The organism is Herbaspirillum sp. CAH-3 (assembly GCF_009668275.1).
In the GTDB taxonomy this organism is placed as follows: Bacteria; Pseudomonadota; Gammaproteobacteria; order Burkholderiales; family Burkholderiaceae_D; genus Herbaspirillum; species Herbaspirillum aquaticum.
This window is the reverse complement of record NZ_VSWE01000028.1, coordinates 18435-37259: the sequence shown is the minus strand read 5'-3', so window position 1 is coordinate 37259 and position 18825 is coordinate 18435. Positions and strand designations below refer to the sequence as shown.

Annotated in this window: 17 protein-coding genes; 4 read left to right on the top strand and 13 right to left on the bottom strand. The window is 63.9% G+C overall.

Translation table 11 applies throughout. The annotated features are described in order from the left end of the window. Nucleotides 1–45 precede the first annotated feature (45 nt). From otnI to FYB76_RS25310, 6 genes are all read right to left on the bottom strand, one after another. The gene (gene otnI / locus FYB76_RS25335) at nt 46–849 is read right to left on the bottom strand and encodes a 2-oxo-tetronate isomerase (protein WP_154135452.1); all 804 of its coding nucleotides are present in this window, start codon (nt 847–849) and stop codon (nt 46–48) included. A gap of 129 nt (nt 850–978) precedes the next feature. Beyond that, nucleotides 979–2292 carry an MFS transporter gene (locus tag FYB76_RS25330; RefSeq protein WP_154135451.1) on the bottom strand — a complete coding sequence of 438 codons (1314 nt, stop codon included), beginning with the start codon at nt 2290–2292 and terminating at the stop codon, nt 979–981. A 284-nt stretch (nt 2293–2576) separates the two neighbouring features. Further along, nucleotides 2577–3224 carry an aldolase gene (locus FYB76_RS25325; protein ID WP_154135450.1) on the bottom strand — a complete coding sequence of 216 codons (648 nt, stop codon included), beginning with the start codon at nt 3222–3224 and terminating at the stop codon, nt 2577–2579. Further along, entirely contained in the window at nt 3221–4507 is a 1287-nt protein-coding gene (gene otnK, locus FYB76_RS25320; protein ID WP_154135449.1) for a 3-oxo-tetronate kinase, read from the bottom strand. The genes FYB76_RS25325 and otnK overlap by 4 nt, the downstream gene beginning before the upstream one ends. A 37-nt stretch (nt 4508–4544) precedes the next feature. Continuing rightward, on the bottom strand, nt 4545–5441 hold the full coding sequence (ltnD, locus tag FYB76_RS25315) for an L-threonate dehydrogenase (protein WP_088755194.1): 897 nt from the start codon (nt 5439–5441) through the stop codon (nt 4545–4547). A 189-nt stretch (nt 5442–5630) separates the two neighbouring features. After that, nucleotides 5631–6332 carry a FadR/GntR family transcriptional regulator gene (locus tag FYB76_RS25310; RefSeq protein ID WP_088755023.1) on the bottom strand — a complete coding sequence of 234 codons (702 nt, stop codon included), beginning with the start codon at nt 6330–6332 and terminating at the stop codon, nt 5631–5633. A gap of 250 nt (nt 6333–6582) precedes the next feature. Between FYB76_RS25310 and FYB76_RS25305 the strand changes: the two genes are divergently transcribed. Next, nucleotides 6583–7524, top strand: coding sequence for a 5'-nucleotidase (locus FYB76_RS25305; protein ID WP_088755195.1), 942 nt, complete (start codon nt 6583–6585; stop codon nt 7522–7524). Between the two features lie 141 nt (nt 7525–7665). Then, a complete protein-coding gene (locus tag FYB76_RS25300) occupies nt 7666–8043 on the top strand; it encodes a CPBP family intramembrane glutamic endopeptidase (RefSeq protein ID WP_195724720.1) in 378 nt (125 codons plus the stop codon). Between the two features lie 16 nt (nt 8044–8059). Here the strand turns inward: FYB76_RS25300 and FYB76_RS25295 are convergent, their stop codons facing one another. Both FYB76_RS25295 and FYB76_RS25290 read right to left on the bottom strand, forming a co-directional pair. After that, nucleotides 8060–8722: a ceramidase domain-containing protein gene (locus tag FYB76_RS25295; RefSeq protein ID WP_154135447.1), complete on the bottom strand. Its 663-nt coding sequence runs from the start codon at nt 8720–8722 to the stop codon at nt 8060–8062. A 119-nt stretch (nt 8723–8841) separates the two neighbouring features. Beyond that, a complete protein-coding gene (locus tag FYB76_RS25290) occupies nt 8842–10041 on the bottom strand; it encodes an MFS transporter (RefSeq protein ID WP_154135446.1) in 1200 nt (399 codons plus the stop codon). Nucleotides 10042–10160: 119 nt separating this feature from the next. Between FYB76_RS25290 and FYB76_RS25285 the strand changes: the two genes are divergently transcribed. Together FYB76_RS25285 and FYB76_RS25280 are read left to right on the top strand one after the other, a co-directional pair. Beyond that, nucleotides 10161–11042, top strand: coding sequence for a helix-turn-helix domain-containing protein (locus FYB76_RS25285; protein ID WP_088755027.1), 882 nt, complete (start codon nt 10161–10163; stop codon nt 11040–11042). After that, nucleotides 11027–12583: a CYTH and CHAD domain-containing protein gene (locus tag FYB76_RS25280; protein ID WP_154135445.1), complete on the top strand. Its 1557-nt coding sequence runs from the start codon at nt 11027–11029 to the stop codon at nt 12581–12583. Before FYB76_RS25285 ends, FYB76_RS25280 begins: the two co-directional genes overlap by 16 nt. Before the next feature lie 21 nt (nt 12584–12604). Here the strand turns inward: FYB76_RS25280 and pelG are convergent, their stop codons facing one another. Genes pelG through FYB76_RS25255 form a run of 5 tightly spaced genes read right to left on the bottom strand, consistent with a single transcriptional unit; the run spans nt 12605 to nt 18818 of the window. Further along, the gene (pelG, locus tag FYB76_RS25275) at nt 12605–13975 is read right to left on the bottom strand and encodes an exopolysaccharide Pel transporter PelG (protein ID WP_154135444.1); all 1371 of its coding nucleotides are present in this window, start codon (nt 13973–13975) and stop codon (nt 12605–12607) included. Between the two features lie 11 nt (nt 13976–13986). After that, nucleotides 13987–15612 carry a GT4 family glycosyltransferase PelF gene (gene pelF, locus FYB76_RS25270; protein WP_088755030.1) on the bottom strand — a complete coding sequence of 542 codons (1626 nt, stop codon included), beginning with the start codon at nt 15610–15612 and terminating at the stop codon, nt 13987–13989. After that, complete coding sequence (locus FYB76_RS25265; protein WP_370516419.1) at nt 15609–16673, bottom strand: hypothetical protein; 1065 nt, start codon at nt 16671–16673, stop codon at nt 15609–15611. Before FYB76_RS25265 ends, pelF begins: the two co-directional genes overlap by 4 nt. After that, nucleotides 16663–18153: a PelD GGDEF domain-containing protein gene (locus tag FYB76_RS27150; protein ID WP_370516418.1), complete on the bottom strand. Its 1491-nt coding sequence runs from the start codon at nt 18151–18153 to the stop codon at nt 16663–16665. Before FYB76_RS27150 ends, FYB76_RS25265 begins: the two co-directional genes overlap by 11 nt. A gap of 11 nt (nt 18154–18164) precedes the next feature. After that, entirely contained in the window at nt 18165–18818 is a 654-nt protein-coding gene (locus tag FYB76_RS25255; protein ID WP_229297099.1) for a penicillin-binding protein activator LpoB, read from the bottom strand. Nucleotides 18819–18825: the final 7 nt, after the last annotated feature.

Here is an 18825-nt window from a genome sequence, read left to right as displayed (position 1 = left end):
GCTTTTTTTCTTGCCCGCTTTACGCGGGCTGACACCATGTCGTGATCAGGCCTTGAGCGTGGTCAGGCCCTGCTCAGCCAGCGCCTTCAACCATCCCAATCCCGCAGAGGTCGCCCCCGCCGGGTTGTATTCGCAACCGATCCAGCCCTGGTAACCCAGGGTATCGATCAACTTGAGCAGATACGGATAGTTCAGCTCGCCCACATCCGGCTCGTGGCGCTCGGGCACACCGGCAATCTGGATGTGGCCGATGCCGGGCATGTCGCGCTTCAACTTCACGGCCACGTCGCCTTCGACGATCTGGCAGTGGTAGCAGTCGAACTGCACCTTCAGGTTGGGCGCACCCACTTCGGCACAGATGGCCTGGGCATCGTCCTGGCGGTTCAGGAAGAAGCCCGGAATGTTGCGGGTGTTGATCGGCTCGATCACCACGGTCAGGCCGGCGGATTCGGCCTGGTGTGCCGCATAGGACAGGTTGTCCAGATATACGGCGCGGTGACGCGCGCGATCCTGCTCGGGCTTGATCAGGCCAGCCATCACGTGCAGGGTCTTGTTGCCGATGACGGAAGCGTACTTCAGCGCAGTCTCGATGCTGCGCTTGAATTCGTCTTCGCGGCCCGGCAGCGAGGCGATGCCGCGCTCACCGGCGGCCCAGTCGCCCGGGGGCGCGTTGAACAGCGCCTGGGTCAGGCCATTGGCCTCCAGGCGCGACTTGATCTCTTCAGGCTGGTAGTCGTAGGGGAACAGGAACTCGACGCCGGAGAAGCCATCCTTGGCGGCGGCGGCGAAGCGGTCCAGGAAATCGTGTTCCACATACATCATGCTCAGGTTGGCGGCAAAACGCAGCATCGGATTCTCCTTGGTAACGAGGGGGCCAGTGTAGCGCGAACACGCTTGCGCGCGTCCACACCGGCAGCAGGTGCAGAAAACGTCAAAGCCCGCAAGCACAGGCATGCGGGCTTTGAACGGGACATCACATTACTTGTTGACCATGCCCGGCTTGGTGGCCAGGGTGGCAATCGAACCGACCACCAGCATCAACGCCAGCATGTACATGCCGGTAGCGTTGTTGTGGGTCAGGTCCTTCAGGTAGCCGATCAGGTAGGGGCTGACGAAACCGGCCAGGTTGCCCACCGAGTTGATGGCGGCAATACCGACGGCCGCCGCAGCACCCGACAGGAAGGCCGTGGGCAGCGACCAGAACAGCGGGGCGCAGGTCAGCACGCCAGCCGCAGCCAGCGACAGCGCAGCGATCGAGACCGCAGTGTTGTCGGCAAACAGGGCCGCACCCACGAAGCCCACGCCGCCCATCAGGGCCGGGATCACCAGGTGCCAGCGACGCTCACGCATGCGGTCGGCGCTGCGGCCGATCAGGTTCATGGCGATGATGGCGCAGCCAAACGGAATGGCCGACAGCAGGCCGATTTCCAGGTTGCCCTTCACACCGGTGGCCTTGACCAGGGTCGGCATCCACAGCGTCAGGCCGTATTGACCCATGACAAAGGAGAAGTAGATCAGGCACATCAGCCAGACACGCGCATCCTTGACGATGGCGCCGAAGCCGTGCTTGCTTTCCTTGCCCTTGGCATCGCCGTCGATGTCGGCTTGCAGGCTGGCCTTCTCTTCATCGGAGAGCCACTTGGCGCTCTTGACGTCGTTGTCCAGGTACAGCACCGTGGCCAGGCCGATGAGGACCGCCGGAATGGCTTCGATCAGGAACATCCACTGCCAGCCTTCCAGGCCGCCATTGTTGTGGAACGCATCCATGATCCAGCCCGACAGCGGGTTGCCCAGGATGCCGGCCACCGGGATGCCGGACATGAAGACCGCGATCACCTTGGCACGGCGGTGCGAAGGGAACCAGTAGGTCAGGTACAGGATGATGCCGGGATAGAAACCGGCTTCCGCCAGGCCCAGCAGGAAGCGCAGGACGTAGAACTGGGTGGCGTTCTGCACGAACATGAAGGCCGCCGAGAGGATGCCCCAGGTGATCATGATGCGGGCAATCCAGATGCGCGCGCCGACCTTGTGCATCAGGATGTTGCTGGGCACTTCAAAGAGGAAGTAGCCGATGAAGAACAGGCCCGCGCCCAGACCGAAGACGGTCTCGGAAAAGCCCAGGTCCTGCGACATCTGCAGCTTGGCAAAGCCGACGTTGACGCGATCCAGGTAAGCGATCACGTAGCACAGCATCAGGAACGGCATGATGCGCCAGAAGACTTTCTTGTACAGCCCGTCCTTGGATTTGTCGTTGACGTCGAGTCCGACGCCGGTAGTGCTTGCGGTGGTCATGATGTTACATCTCCCTAAGAGTGTCGCGGCTGTCTATGCACGGCCGCTGGTTGCTTGGTGCCCGTGGTCTGACGGGCAATTTATGGATTCAATCGGACCCGCGTACCGCTCTTTTCGGAACGGTACGAAGGCCGGCATTGATTGGCCGGTCTGGTGCCGGCTTGACTGCCGCCTGTGCCCACCACCTTCCGTTGGGCGCAAGCGGGGCATGGCGGGCCAACATCGGCCGCCATGACGCTTTGTTGCTATGGGTTGCTGACGCTGCCTGGGCGCTGTCGTTACTGCTACCAGCGCGCCTTGAAGGTGTCGCGCAAGTCCTGCAGCGCGGGCTCTTCCAGCGGCGTGGCACGGCCACCGGCCAGGTGCCACAGCTTGGCGGTTTCTTCCAGTTCTTCCAGGGCGAAGGCGGCCTTGGAGACCGAGCTTTCCCACACCACCGGACCGAGCCGCTCCAGCAGCACGCCGCGCACTTGCGTGGCGATCTTTGCCACCTGCTCGGCCACTTCCGGCGCACCCGGACGGGCATAGCGGATCAGCGGGATGTGGCCGACCTTCATCACGTAATACGGCGTGATGGGCGGCAATACATCCTGCTCGCTGTAGACGCCGTTGATGGTCAGCGATACCAGATGCGTGGAGTGCGTATGCACCACCGCATGCATCTCGGGATTGTTGTCGTAGATGGCGCGATGCAGGACCAGGGTCTTGGACGGCTTGTCGCCCGAGACCCATTCGCCGGCCGTATTGACCTTGGCGATGGCCGCCGGATCGAGGAAACCGAGGCAGGCATCCGTCGGCGTGATCAGCCAGCCGTCATCCAGGCGCGCACTGATGTTGCCGGCCGAACCGACCGTATAGCCGCGCTGGTAGAGAGAAGCGCCGATGCGGCAGATCTCTTCGCGCAGCGCGCTTTCGTTGGTGTTGCGGCTCATGCCGTCTTCCCGTCGAGATAGCGCAGCGCCTTCTCGAAGAAGTCGACGCTGCCGAAATTGCCCGACTTCAGGGCCAGCGCCACCGGTTGCTCATCCAGCGTAGCGGTCGCCGGCACGCCCGGATCGATCTGCGGCCCGATGCGCAGGGCGCGCACGTCCAGCGCCTGCACCACCGCGCCGGAGGTCTCGCCACCGGCCACCACGAACTGGCGCACGCCACGTTGCTTCAGGCCCGCAGCGATCGATGCCAGCGCCTGCTCGACCAGGTGACCGGCCTTGGCCACGCCCAGCTCCTTTTGCACCGCCTTGACTTCGTCGGGGGTGGCGGTCGCGTAGATCAGTACCGGCTCGTTCTTGATGCGTTCATCGGCAAAGGCCAGCGCCTGTGCCACCACGTCTTCGCCACGGGCCAGGACCAGCGGGTCGATGCGGAAGGCGGGACGCTTGGCTTTCCATTCGGCCACCTGCGCATTGGTCGCCTTGGAGGCGGAACCGGCCAGCACCACCGACAGGCCATCGACCTTGGGCAGTTGTGCGGCTTCACCGGCGGCGGTCAGCAGACCGGCGCGGCGGAAATTCTCGGGCAGACCCAGCGCCACGCCGGAACCACCGGTGATGAGCTTGAGTTCGGCGCAGGCTTCGCCCAGCGTGAACAAGTCCTTGTCGGAGACGGCGTCGGCGATGGCCATCTTGACGCCTTCGGAACGCAGTGCGGTGAAGCGCTCCTGGGTTGCGGCCGCGCCGCGTGCCACGGTGTCGTAGCGCACCAGGCCGACCTTGGATTCGGTCTGGCGCTGCAGGACGCGCACCAGGTTGGCATCGGTCATCGGGGTCAGCGGATGGTTTTCCATGCCCGACTCATTCAACAGCGCATCGGCCACGAACAGGTAGCCGCGGTAGATGGTGCGTCCGTTTTCCGGGAAGGCCGGGCAGGCAATGGTGAAGTCCACGCCCAGTTCCTTCATCAGCGCATCGGTCACCGGACCGATGTTGCCTTCGTCGGTGGAGTCGAAGGTGGAGCAGTACTTGAAGAAGAACTGCGTGCAGCCCTGCTGCTGCAGCCAGCGCAGTGCCGCCAGCGATTGCTCGATGGCCTCGGCAGCAGGAATGGTGCGCGACTTGAGCGCGATCACCAGCGCATCGGCCGCCACGGCCGGCATTTCGCTGGGCACGCCGATGGTCTGCACGGTGCGCATGCCGCCGCGCACCAGCATGTTGGCCAGGTCGGTCGCGCCGGTGAAATCGTCGGCGATACAACCGAGCAAGGGACGGGATGTGGACATGAAAACTCCTCGATTCAGGTGCAGGGACGACGCTGGATTACTTGGCCTTGGCCGGCGGCAGGTCGATGCCGGGGAAGATCTTGATGACGGCCGAATCATCCTCGCCGCCATGACCGGCGGTGGAAGCCATCATGAACATCTGGTGCGCAGCGGCCGACAGCGGCAGCGGGAATTTGCTGCGGCGGGCGGTATCGAGCACCAGGCCCAGGTCCTTGACGAAGATGTCCACGGCCGACAGCGGGGTGTAGTCGCCGTTCAAGATGTGCGGCACGCGGTTTTCGAACATCCACGAATTGCCGGCGCTGTGGGTGATGACGTCATACAGCGCATCCGGATTGACGCCTTCGCGCAGGCCCAGGGCCATGGCTTCAGCGGAGGCGGCGATGTGCACGCCCGCCAGCAGCTGGTTGATGATCTTGACCTTGGAGCCGATGCCGTGGGTGTCGCCCAGGCGATAGACCTTGCCGGCCATGCCGGCCAGCACGTCTTCGATCTTGGCGTAGACCTCGGCGGGGCCGGAGGTCATCATGGTCATCTCGCCGGAAGCGGCGCGTGCGGCACCGCCGGAGACCGGTGCGTCCAGCAGCAGCAGGCCCTTTTCTGCCAGGCGCTTGCCCAGTTCGACGGCGAAGTCAGGCGCCACGGTGGCGCTGGAGATGACGACGCTGCCCGGCTTCATGGCGGGGACGGCGCCGTTCTCACCGAAGAGCACCATCTCGGTCTGCGCGGCATTGACCACCAGGGTGATGACCACGTCGACCTTGCCGGCCAGCTCGGCCGGGTTGGCACAGGCCACACCGCCGGCGGCGGCGAACTTGTCCAGGACTTCCTTGCGCACGTCGCAGGCATGCACATTGAAACCGGCACGCAACAGCGAGCTGGCCACGCCATAACCCATGGCTCCCAAACCGATCACACCTACATTCTTGGACATAATTGCCTCCGCATTGATGACGCCGCTGCCGCTCATGACGGGCAGGACATTGCGCCGGGTTGATGATGCAACGCCGGCAAAGGCCGGCGTCAGAATTCCAGATTTCGTAAATCGTCTAAATCGTATAAATCGTTTAAAACATTTAAAGCATTTAATTCATTTGCTGCCATTCAAGCCGGGACATCCTGTTCAGGACTGTCCCTGGCTCAAGCGCCGTGCCGCATTGAACATGTGCGTCTGGGCGGCATTGCGGGCCGCCATTTCATCACCGGCGCGAATGGCCGCGACGATGGCCTCATGTTCTTCGCGCACCTGGCGCGAGAAATCCTCATACCGCGCTTCATTGCCACGCGTCACCGCCGTGGCCGCTTCCAGATACTGGGACAGGAACTCCAGCGTCTTGATGAAGTACGGATTGCGCGTGGCCTGCGCCAGTGCGCGATGGAAGGCCACATCGGCGGCCACGCCATCACCACCTGCGGCCACATCGACCCCGATCTGCAGCAATGCCGCCTCGATGGCCTGCAAGTCTTCCGCACTGCGGCGCTTGGCCGCCTGCGCGGCGACCTCGGCCTCGATGGCGCGGCGCAACTCGACGATCTGCAGCACCGCATCGGGCGAACTGACCTCGGTGTAATCGATGCGCAGCGGCTTGATGCCCGCCTGCTCGGTCACGAATACGCCGCTACCCTGGCGCGGTTCGACCACGCCTTCATGTTTCAGGCGCGCAATCGCTTCGCGCACCACCGTGCGGCTCACACCGAACTGCTGCGCCAGCACCGCCTCGGTGGGCAGCTTGCTGCCACGGGGGAAGGCACCGGCGTCGATGTTTTCCAGCAATTGCCTGGCTACAGTGTCGCTGAGCGCCTGTGCGGGGATCTTCTGAAACATGCTGTCTCGCGGTCGTTATCGTAAAGTTATCCGGTCATCATACAAATTTATTTTGAACGGGGCAATCCGATTTTTTCTCTTTACGCGGAGTAACACCCCCGTTTGGCAAACAATATGCGCAGTTGGCAGAACTTGACGTGATATATGCAGCAGTTCGCTCCAGACATCAAGAATACGAATATCTCTGCCAAGGCTGCGTCGGCAGGCCGGGGGCTCTACAATCAGGGCTTTCCCGCCACGGATGTGCCGCATGCCCTACGATCTCTCGGACAAGCTCGTCATTGGAATCTCTTCCCGCGCCCTCTTCGATCTTGAAGCGGAGAACGCCATCTACGACCAAGAGGGCGTGGATGCCTACGCGCAGTACCAGCGCGATCACGAGAACGATCCACTGCAGCCCGGCACGGCCTTCCCGCTGGTCAAGGCGCTGCTGCAGTTGAATGAATTGATCCCGGAACGCCGTCTGGTGGAAGTGGTGGTCATCTCGCGCAACACGCCCGACACGGGCCTGCGCGCCTTCAATGCCATCGCTGCCCACAAGCTCGACATCAGCCGTGCGGCCTTCACCGGTGGCGGACCGACCGCGCCTTACCTGCAAGCCTTCAAGATCGACCTGTTCCTCTCGCGCGATACCGGCGACGTGCAGGAAGCCATCGATGCCGGCGTGGCGGCGGCCCAGTTGTATGCCGCCCCGCTGGACTACAGTGCGCCGGACAAGCAAATCCGCATTGCCTTTGATGGCGATGCCGTGCTGTTCTCGGCGGAGTCCGAGCGCATCTTTGCGGAGAAGGGGTTGGAGGCCTTTGCGCGGCATGAGCAGCGCCATCGCAAGAAAGCCATGAAGGAAGGTCCATTCGCCAAATTGCTGCTGGCCTTGTCGGCGATCCAGAAACAGTTTCCGCCCAAGCAGTGCCCGGTGCGCATTGCCATCGTGACGGCACGCAACAGCCCGGCGCACCAGCGCGTCATCCATACCTTGCGGACCTGGAACGTGACGGTGGATGAAGCCTTCTTCCTCGGCGGGCTGAACAAGGCGGAGGTACTGCAGGCCTTCGGCGCACACATGTTCTTTGATGACCAGGAGGGACATGTGCAGAAGGCAGCCGTGGTGGTGCCGTCGGGGCGGGTGCCTTACAAAGGCGGGACGCTGGAAAGAACAAGGGTGCCACGAACGCGGGCAGTCAAGGAATGACTGCAGTCTCGATACTCATGAAAAACGGCGCAAATGCGTAGACGCTGCCAAGGCTCAAGCAGCCTCCTCGATCCCAATATCGTGGCTCGGTGGCATCTGGTGGTAGTGACTCCGCTATTGATTTTGGCGGGACAGATTCTGGTGAACGAAACCGCAAGTTTCCTCGGCTTTTCAGTCACTGCGCAGCCAGATCCCTTCCGAACCTGGTCACCGGCGCGTGCCGTGCTGACGGGGATCATCTTCGCCCCTTTGGTGGAAACCCTGATCTTTCAATGGGCATGCATAAAGTGTCTGCAAATGCTTCGCTTGAACGCCCCCGTCATCCTGGTCATCTCGGGCTTTCTATTTGCATTGGCACATGAATTTGAGGAGCGCTGGCCTGTTGACATGTTCATCGCGGGCCTGGCCTTCTCTTGGGTCTTCCTGGTCGAGACCAGAAGACCGAAGGGTTTTCCGGTGTTAGTCACGGTTTCAGTACACGCCTTATTCAACGCCATGGCCCTGGCGATTTCAGTCTGAACCGGACGACAACATTTCATGGCCCCGAGCCTGCATTGCGAACAAAAGCCCGCGTGGTGAGATACAACACCACCCCGTTGAGCAAATGCCAGAACATGTGCGTCCCGATGCTGATGCTCGGGCACACCGCCATGTCCATCGAACGCAGCACCAGAGACAGTGTAAATACACCGGTGGCCAACAGCAGGGCCATCGGTTCAGTCTTGCGCATGCGCCAGTGATACACGCCCAGTCCGCCAATGAAGAGCCATGCCGAACCATACGACGCCACCGAACCATTGAGCCACTGCTCCGGCAGGCGTCCCGCACCGTAGGTCACGACAAAGAAGAACAGTACCCAGCCCAGCGTCACCAGCCAGTTGCGGCGCGCCACCTTGCGCAGATAGAACGCCAGGAACAGCACCTGATACACCGAAATCGGAATGACATCGGCGAACAATGCCCAGCGCTGCGCAACGGTGTGGAAAAGAAAACTGCCCACCCCGATCACGGCCACCATCAGCATCAGGATGCGTGACATCACCACGGCGCTGCGCCCCTGCGGCAGCGGCAAGCGCCACAAGAAATACGCGGCCAGCAGGAAAGCGAGATTGGAAAGCGCATTGACGGGTTCGGCCCAGAAAGCGGTACCGAGCCGTTCGCAATACAGGTCTACCGGGGCAAGAAGCAAGGCGGTCATGGTGTATGTCGCGCTGGTCGTCGCGGATCAAGGGGAATCGAAAGCGGCGATCAACACGCCGCCCTCATGCGATGCAGCCGCCATGATCCGCGAAGCCGCCGGATATTTCCAGTCGCGCTTCACTCTCCTGGCGCGGCCGCCCCGATGACCCGCCCCGGCTGGCCCGCCAGCCAGCCCAGCGCGCCCATGAGCACCGCGCCGCCCGCACACAAGCCCAGCACCAGCGTCCACCCGCCGCTGGCGTCATGCAGCCGTCCCATGAGGATGGGCCCGGCGGCCGCCAGCAGGTAGCCCACGCTCTGCGCCATGGCCGACAAGGCGGCGGCCTGTGGCGGTGTCGATACGCGCGTACCGACAAAAGCCAGCCCCAGGATCAGCACCGCACCGGTCCCGAATCCGAACAGCGGCACCCAGACGATGGACGCCTGCGGCCACGCCATTAGGCCGACAAGGCTCAGGACCGTCGCAGCCGACATGCTCACCGCCACCGGCCGATGGTCACGGATGCGCGGACCCAGCGGCACCAGCAGCAAACCGGGCAAGGCCGAGGCCAGTTGCATCAGGCCATGCAGGTTGCCCGCCTCCACGGCACTGTGCCCATTGGCCGCGAGGATGGAGGGCAGCCACGCCGTCACCACGTAATACACCAGCGAATTGGTCCCGAGGAAGAAGGTCACCTGCCACGCCAGCGGCTGGCGCCACATCGACGCCGCGCGCGCAGGCGCCGTGGCCGGGCGCGTATCGCGCCGCAATTGCGGCAGCCACACCAGCACCGTCACCACCGGCAATGCAATGAAAGAAGCCAGCGCCCACGCCCAGCCCAGTCCCGCCGCCAGCGGAACGGCGCACACCGAGCCCAGTGCCGATGCACCGCCCATGGTGAGCGCATAGACGGCCGTCATGCGCGTGAGGTCATCGGGAAAATCGCGCTTGAGCAAGCTCGGCAAGAGCACATTGCCGCCGGCAATCCCGCAGCCGATCACGCAAGTCCCGGCCAGCAGGGCTGCCACCGATCCGGACGAGCGCAACACGATGCCGCCTGCGATCAACAACAATGCCAGCAAGAGCGTGCGCTCCAGTCCCAGGCCGCGCGCCACGCGCGCCGCCAGCGGCGAGACCAGCGCAAAGCACAGCAATGGCAAGGTCAGCATCAGCCCTGCCGCCCCGGCCGAGAGGGCGAAGGTCTGTTGCAGCAGCCCCATCACCGGCCCCACGGCCGTCACCGGCGCACGCAAATTGGCGGCGATCAGCAGGATGCCTGCAATGAGCCAGACACTGCGATGAACAGGGCGAACGTGAGGGGGATGCGTGGCATGCATGGCGGGCGTGATGGCAATGATTGATCGAAAGCAGCGAGCGCCCAGCTTAGCCAATCGCAGCCTGCACGTATTTGGCTACAATGCCAGCATATTGCTAAAAACGGTCAACCCAACTCCCTATGGCCACTCTCTATGCCAGCCTGGTCGAACACGATCCGGACCGCCTCGACGCCGCGGTCACGGCCCTGCGCGTGCATACCAGCCAGAGCGAGCGGGAGACGCCCTTCCACAGCCATCGCAAGGGCCAGCTGGTGGTGGCCCTGCACGGTGCGGTCACCTGCGAGACGGCCCAGGGCATGTGGATCGTGCCGCCCCAGTCGGCGGTCTGGATCCCGCCGGGCGTGCCGCACAGCAACCGCGTCACGCTGGACGGCCAGCTGTGCTTCCTCTTCATCGCGCCGCATGCGGCCAGCATGCCGGACCAGTGCTGCACCCTGGCGCTGTCGCCGCTGCTGGTGCAGATGATCTGCCACCTCGCCGAACAGCGCCAGGACTACGCGCCGCACGAGCGCACCGCGCGCCTGGCCGCCGTGCTGGTCGAAGAACTGGAACACAGCCAGCGCCACGCCCTGCCCTTGCACCTGCCGGTGCCGCAGCATTCGCGGCTGCGTGCGATTGCGCGCCACCTGGCCGAACAACCTGCCGACCGCAGCACGGTGGCCGAATGGGGCCAGCGTCATGCGATGAGCGAGCGCACTTTTGCCCGCTTCGTGCAGGCCGAAACCGGCATGAGCTTCGGCCGCTGGCGGCGGCAGATCCACCTGATGCTGGCCCTGCAATGGCTGGCCTCGGGCAGCTCGGTGCAGCGCGTCTCGCAAGACCTGGGCTATGAATCGGTGAGCGCCTTCATCACCATGTTCCGCAATACCTTGGGCAAGCCGCCCGCACGCTACATGGCGCAGCGCCAGGCACCGCTTTCCCGCCCCGCTTCTTCGCCGCCGCCCAGTCCGGTAGCGCCCTACTTCCAACCGACACGGAACGCCTCATGGAAACCGAACTGAAACTGCTGCTCGCCCCCGAGCACACCAAGGCCTTCATCCGTCATCCGCTCATCAAGCGTTACGCCCGGGCCGCACCGCGCATCAAGGACCAGACCGGTACCTACTTCGATACGCCCGAACTGCTGCTGCGCCAGAACGAAGCCGGGCTGCGCGTGCGCCGGACCGGAAATGAATATATCCAGACCCTCAAGGCAGGCGGCGGCGTCAGTGGCGGCCTGCACCAGCGCAATGAATGGGAGTCGCTGGTCGATGGTGAACAACCTGACCTGCCGGTGCTGCGCGAGCTGGCGGCCTCCGACGAGACCTGGGCCAGGAAGGTCTTTTCCGACAAGACCGCTGCGCAGCTGACGCCCATCTTCAGCACCCACATCCAGCGCATGGTGTGGGACCTGGTATTGCAGGATGGCAGCGAGGTGGAATGCGTAATCGACCAGGGCACGGTAGAACACCGCGACCTGAAGGTGGACGTCTGCGAAATCGAACTGGAACTCAAGCAAGGCGAGGCCAGCGCCCTCTTCGACTTCGCCCTGCAGTTGCTGCAGGACCTGCCGCTGCGCATCGGCATCCAGAGCAAGGCGCAGCGCGGCTATGGACTGTTCCATCAGGCGCGCCGCACGCAGCAGGGCATTGCCGCCACCTCCTCGGCCAGCCGCGCCAAGCCGCTGCAGCTGACCCGCAAGATGCCGGTGGAGCAGGCCTTCCTGGCGGTGATCAACAATTGCGTGGAGCAGATCCAGGCCAATGACATCGCCGACCAGGACAGCGACGACATCGAGCGCCTGCACCAGATGCGCGTGGGACTTCGCCGCCTGCGTTCGGCCTTCACGCTGTTCGATCCCGTGATCACCCTGCCCGCTTCCCTGGCCGATGAATTCGAGTGGGTCTCGCAAGCCATCGGCAATGCACGTGACTGGGATGTGCTGGCCACGCAGACACTGGCCGCGCTGCCAGCGCACGCCATCGGTGCCATCGACCTGGAACGGGTGCGCCATGCGGCGCTGGTGGAAGCCGGCAAGGAACATGCACTGGCGGTGCAGGCCGTGGCCTCGCCGCGCTATACGGCGCTGGTGCTGCAGTTCAGCCGCTGGCTGCTGACGGCGGGCTGGCGCGATGGACTCGACGCTGCGGGCCGGGAAGCCCTCGCGCAAGCGCTTTTCCGCTACGCACGCCAGATGCTGCGACGGGATGAGAAGCGCCTCAACAAGCGCGGTGCACATCTGGAAGAAAACGACCGCGCGCGCCACCGTACCCGCATCGCCGCCAAGAAGATGCGCTACGACATCGAGTTCTTCCAGGCGCTGTATGGCGAGAAAAGCAGCCGCCCCTACCTGAAAGCCTTGTCACGCCTGCAGGACCAGCTGGGCCTGCAGAACGACCTGGTGGTGGCCGATGCCCTGCTGCAGCAACTGCAGCAGAAGCAGGTACGCCTGGCCCCGAGCATCGCCTACGCACGCGACTTCCTCGCCGGCCAGGTCAAGGATGGCCACGAACGCATGCATCGTCTGTGGAAAAAATGGAAGGCGCAAGCATTGCCGCAATGAGTCCCGCAATGAGCGCGGCGCTCATTGCAGCATGAAGGTCTCGTACTCCAGCAGTTCCAGCTTGCGGGTGAGCAGCACGAAACCGGCCAGCACCACCACGAACACCGCCAGTGCAAACCCGAACCCGTAGAAGGTCGGCCCCAGGCGCAGCGACAGCGCGGTGAGGGCGACGTTGAGTACCACCAGTCCCCCGCACAGGCCCAGTACGATGCGGCGCTTGTCGAGATAGAAGAAGACGTTGAGGATGCCCAGCAGCACCACCTGCAGGCTGGCCGCAATGACGTCGATGTAGAGCAGCGGCAGGTAGAGCGTGGAAATGCCCAGCCACTTGAGGATGGACTCGCCCGTGACCATCAGCAGCAAGGTGGTGATGGCCTGGATCTTGATGATCTCCAGCAGGCCCAGGCGCACCGTTTCCACCATGCCGTTGCGGTGCTTCTCGATGGTTTCCAGCGAGGCCCCGGTACGTACGGCCTCATAGAAGGCATCATAGTCCTCGACGAAATCGGTCTCCATGCGCAGCAGGAAAATGGCCATGCCGGGAATGATGGAGAGGTAGGCCAGGAACACCGGCAGGTCATAGATCACCGAGGCGCGCAGCGGGCCGATGATGGCCTGGCTGGTTTCGGGCGTGAACCAGAACATGGCCTTGTCGATCCAGATCGCCGTGTTGTAGAACAAGCCGATGGCCATGAGCGAGGGATAGAGTTTCTTGCGCTCGTAAAATTCGAAGGAGATGAAACGGTCCGAAGGGAAATTGCGCAGGATAAGCGCCATCATCGCCATGAGCAACACCGCCTGGCCGATCACGAAGCCGCCCATCAAGCCCTCCAGTCCCAACGGACGCAACAGCAGCGCCGCCACCACGGTGATGGTGTAGCCCAGCGCATAGATCCAGAAGATGGCCTTGTATTGCTTCATCCCCGACAGGAAGATGGTGGCGATCCAGATGTTGCACATGATGATGAAGGCCGCCAGCAGGAGCAGCCGGTACAGCGCGCTCTGCTGCGGGAACAGGAAAGCCACCGCCAGCAGTCCCAGCACGCCGCCCACCAGCGTCACCGACAGCGACACCGAATGGAAATTGGGCAGGATGGCGTGATTGTCCTTTTCAAACAGGCGGTCCGCCGCAAACCGCGTCAAGGCCAGCTGGAAGATGCCGGTGAAGATCAGCGACAGCGAAATCACGTAGGTGATGCTGACCTGGAACTGCACGATGGCCAGCTTGGGCATGTTCACCGTATAGCTCACCAGGCCGATGACCAGGATGCCGACGATGGACATGATCCACGGCCCCGAACTGATCAGGGCCGCGTAGGAATACGCCTGCATCAGCGAGAGCAGGCTGTCGCGCTTCAATATCTTGCGCAGTTCAAAACCGATACCGGCCATGGCGGTCCTCGTCAGTGCCGCACCGGGCAGCGCAGCGGCTGGCCGGATGCAGCGTCGGTGTGCGCGTTGCCGTGTGCCAGCGAACGCTGGTACAGCTCACGGTAGGCACCGAACATCATGTCCTGGGTGTAATAACGCTCCACGCGCGCAATGCCTGCCGCCTGGGCGGCATGCCAGCGCTGCGGATCGGTCAGCAGCTTCAAGGCCGCATCGGCCAGCGCCTGCGGCTGGGCGATACCGACCACGTCACCGGCCGCGCCCAGCGCCTGGTCCTCCTCCGAGAGCCCGTAGATGAGCTGGCGGCACGAGCCCACATCGGTGGCTACCGCCGGCACGCCGGCGGCAAACCCTTCCAGCAATACCAGCGGCAAGGCCTCGCTGATGCTGGAGAGCACCACCAGTCCGATCTTGGGCATGAGCTCATCGATCTTCTGGAAACCGAGGAACTTGACCTTGTCGGTCAGGCCCAGGCCATCGGCAATCGCGTGGCATTCACCGGCGTAGGCCTGGTCTTCATCTTCCGGCCCGGCGATCCAGGCTTCGGCCTCAGGATACTGGTTGACCACGGTGCGCATGGCGCGGATGAAGGTTTTCACATCCTTGATCGGCACCACCCGGCCCAACAGGCAAAGCACCGGCGGAATCTTCTCGCTGCGCAATGCGCGCAACTTGGACAGGCGCGGCAGGTCGATGCCGTTGGGGATATTGCGCGTGCGCTCGGCCGGTGCGCCGTCATGGACCTGGCGCAGGCGGTTGGTCTCGTAGAGCGCGACGATCTCGTTGGACGCCTGGTAGCACAATCGGCCCAGCGCCTCGAAGAAGCGGATCCACATCTCGCGGAAGTAGGGAATCTGCGAGGCATCCTTCTCGAAGACATTGCGGTTGTCGCGGATCCACTCGCTCTGGAACAGGTCGATCTTGCGTTCCTTGGTGTAGATGCCGTGTTCGGAAAGGATCAGCGGACGGCCGGTCTGCATCTTCATCAGCGCCCCGAGGAATCCGGCATAACCGGTGGAGATGGTGTGATAGCAGCGCGCAGGGATCAGCTGGCGCGCCACACGGGCCAGGGTCCACACCGGCTGGTGCATGATGCGCACGGTCCAGAAGTAATCGACGAAAGACGGGTCGGTGCAGAAGATGCGGTATTGCGAGGCCAGGTAATCCCAGGAGCGCTTGCTGAAGAGGAAGGTGTCCTGGTCCATCTTGCCGCCGTCCTCCATCATCGGGATCAGCTCGCCCAGTTGCGCCACCAGCGCCGAATGCGACGTGGCATCGGTGCGGTCGTAGGCGCGGAACATCGCATGCAGCTCGTCGATGCGCTCGAAGGCCTTGGCATCGCCGCGCGAACGCACCACCTCAGTGGCCGAGAGGTGTTCGTGGATGAAGTGCGTTTCCAGGTGGACCACATTGTCCGGCAGCGCGTACTTGGGCGTGCCGTAATCGTCGGGCCGGCTGCCGATGAAGCACAGGCCGAAACGGATCTCGGGAAACCCGCGGATGATCTGGTTGACCCAACTTGACACGCCACCGCTCACGTACGGGAAGGTCCCTTCCAGCAGCAGCATGACATCGCAGTCCTTGGCGCGGCGCTGATAGGAGGCATCGCCGGCGACCGGCCGGAGGGCGGGAGCATTCATCGGCGGCCTCCGGTGGGACGTGCAGCGCTTGCGGGATTGAACGGTTCGGGTCGATTGGCGATGGTACGCCGGCCATGCCGCCAGTAGCGATGCAGCTGCGGCTGCGAGGAGACGCTGGGATCGTATTGCATTTCGATGAAGAGCTTGCGCACTTGTTCGTAGTCGCGTTCGAGGAAGCTGAGTTCAGCCAGGTAAGGCAAGAGGCGCACGCGCGAAAAGCCATGTTCATGCGCGCGCTGCATGGCCTCGGCGGCGTCGGCCACGTTGCGGTTGGCCAGTTCCATGCGCGCCAGCATGAACCACAGGCCGGGCTGGGCTGCATCGATCTGCAGCGCCGCCTGGGCGTGTTCACGCATCTGCGCGTAGGAGTAGTTGAGCAGGTCGCCCTGCACCAGGTTCTGGTAGATCAGCTCCTGGTACAGCTCGGCCACCTGCTGGTGCAGGATGCCCAGGGTCTCGGGATCGGAGACGGTCTTGAGATGGTTGCGCATGTCCACGATGCGCTGGGTGATCTTCTTCTCCTTGCCATCCAGGATGCCATAGGCCAGCAAGCGCACGTCGTCGGCCGGGTCGCCCAGCAGGCTGCGCAGCGAGGCGCCGCTGGCGCGCGTGGGCGTACTCTGGATGGCCACCAGGGCGTTGAGCCGCTTGTCCACGGGCGTGGCCACGTTGCCCAGCTGGGCCCGCACGCGGTTGCCGGAAAAGCCGCTGCCCTCGCGCCTGCGCGCGGTGACGAAGGCCGGTGCCTGGCTGGTATCGAAGTGGTCTTCCGGCTTGTCCTTGGGCCAGAGCACGGCCACCAGCAAGGCCACCACCGCACACAGCATGCCGCCGACGGGAATGAAGAAATTGAAGAAGAACAGGTACAGCAGCAAGGCCGTGCGCGGACGCCGGTACTGCGGTGGCGCCACCTGGGCGATGGCCAGTGCGAACAGCGCCGACGAGGCCATGTGCAGCAGCAGGTAAGCGGAGAGCACGCCCAGCCCGTTGCCGCCCTGCAGCAGCAAGGCGACGGAGGCGGTCTCGAAACTCAGACCGGCAGCGGAGAGTTTAAGCAGCACAGCGTTCCACCAGGTTGATCAAGAGGCGCATGGGCTCATCGCTGCCCAGGGCAGCGGTGTGCGCGGCAGCGAAGTTGGCCAGGGACTTGTTGTCGAACTGCGCGTGCGAGGCAGTCTCGATGCGCATCAGGTAACCATCGACCGCTGCCGGTCCGGCCAGCGGCAACAGGGTCATCAACACGTTGCGGCCACCGGCCTTGTAGGTCCAGACCACATCGGCGGCACGCTTGAGGCGCCGGACCTGGTCGTACATGTCGCGCGAGAGTTCGTCGTCGCCGAAGACCAGCGCCACCAGCGAGGAATCGATGTCGGTGCTGCGCTTGAGGCGATGCAGGCGCACCAGGTCCACCGCCAGCTCCGGCGGGCAGGTCGGCAGCTGCTGCAGGATGGCGCGGGCGCTGTCGCCCATCTCGATGCCGTCGGCGTAGTAGTCGATGAGCACCGACATCAGTTGCAGCGTGTCTTCGTTCAAGGCCAGGAAGGGCAAGTGCTCCACCACCAGCAAGCCGAACTGGCGGCCCTCGTAATTGCGCAAGGGCGCGCAGACCAGGTAGCGGCTCTGGTTGCGCAGGGTCTGGTTCAGGCTCTCGGTCTGGATGTGGCCCAGCTTCTGCTGGGTCAGGCAGTAACGGACCAGCGGATCATCGGCCACCAGCGGCGTGACCTTGCCCACGCTGGCCACCGCTTCCGGCAGGACGTGGCCATGCACGTCGCAGGCAAAGACCGAGGCCGATTCCACCTGGCAGCTCTGCACCAGGATCTGCAGGAAGGCATCCGGCGCCGGCATGCGCGCCGGGTCCAGCAGGTATTGCGTGAGCGTGAGGGCGCGCATGCGGTCCAGCGATTCACGCAGGGTCAGCGGCTTGGACAGCAGATCCTGTTCCAGCCGCTCGTGCGACAGGCGCAGCAGGAAGTGATTCTTGGTGAGCATGGTCAGGCGCTCTTCCAGGTAGGCATTGACCCCGCGCAGGCGGCGACTGCGTGCATTCCACACTTCGGCGAACTGGCCGCACAGCAGCGTCAGCACCAGCCCGCCCAGGAAATAAGCTTGCGGGAAGGCTTGCGCCGCCGACACCACGGCTTGCGCCTCGTCCTCCTGATGGCCATGCATGAGCAGATACCAGCCGCCCAGCATGGTGGCCACGGCCACCACGCCCAGCGTACTGCCGTAGCGCATGGCGAGGATGGCCGGCATCAGCCACAGCCAGGGGAATTGCGCCTGCAGCCCGAAGGGATCTTCCGGGGCCAGCCACCATGCCACGGCCAGCGCGGCCGCCACCAGCGCAATGGTCTCGACGATGCGCAGCGCCGCCTTGCGGGGTGAGCCGCTGTCGGTATCGAAGCGCGTAAAGAAGCGCGACCAGAATTTCTGGCGCTTCTGTGCTGCCGTAGCGGCCGGTCGCGGCGAGGCGGCCCATGGCCGGCCGCTGCCGTTTGGCGGGGAGGCCGGTGGGGAGGCGGGCCGTTGGCGCTCGTTCACGTTCTCTCCCATCAGGGGCGCGGCGTCGCGGGAGCCGAAGTACTGGTGAGTGCATCGGCCTGCGGTGCGCTACCCCGTGCCGCCTCGCCGGCGCTTGCGGCATTGACGGCCGCAGCGCTCTGCGCCAGCGAGCGCAGGGGGGACAGCAGGTTGCGCATGAGCTTCTGGGCCACGGCCGAGAGCGCCTCGCGGCTCCAGCCGCTCTTGGCACCGGCCGCAGCCCACACCACCTTGCCGCTGGAGACCTCGATCAATTGCAGCGTCAGGCCCACGGCCGGCTCGCCGTCGATGCCGACCTTGTAGCGCCATTCATCGACAGTGCCTGACAGCGCATAGGCGATGTTCTCGCTGCGCGCCCAGTCGAGGGCAGCATCGAGCTGCTTGCGGTCCATCGGTTCGAACAAGGTTTCATTGTTGAGCGAAGCCGGATAGCGGCGCAGCTCGGCCAGTCCGTTGGCGCGCAGAATGCTTTCCGAGATCGACTCGGCACGCAGTCCGGCCTGCGGGGTCTCGGTGTGATTGGCGAAGGGCAGCAAACCCCAGCGGGCATCAGCCGGCACCACCGGCGCCTGGCCGATGTCGGTGGTGGAGCAGGCGGCCAGGCCCAGGGCGAGTACGGCAGCGCTGCCGAGTTTGTACAGCATGGAAAGGATCTTGTTTGTCATGGTGGTC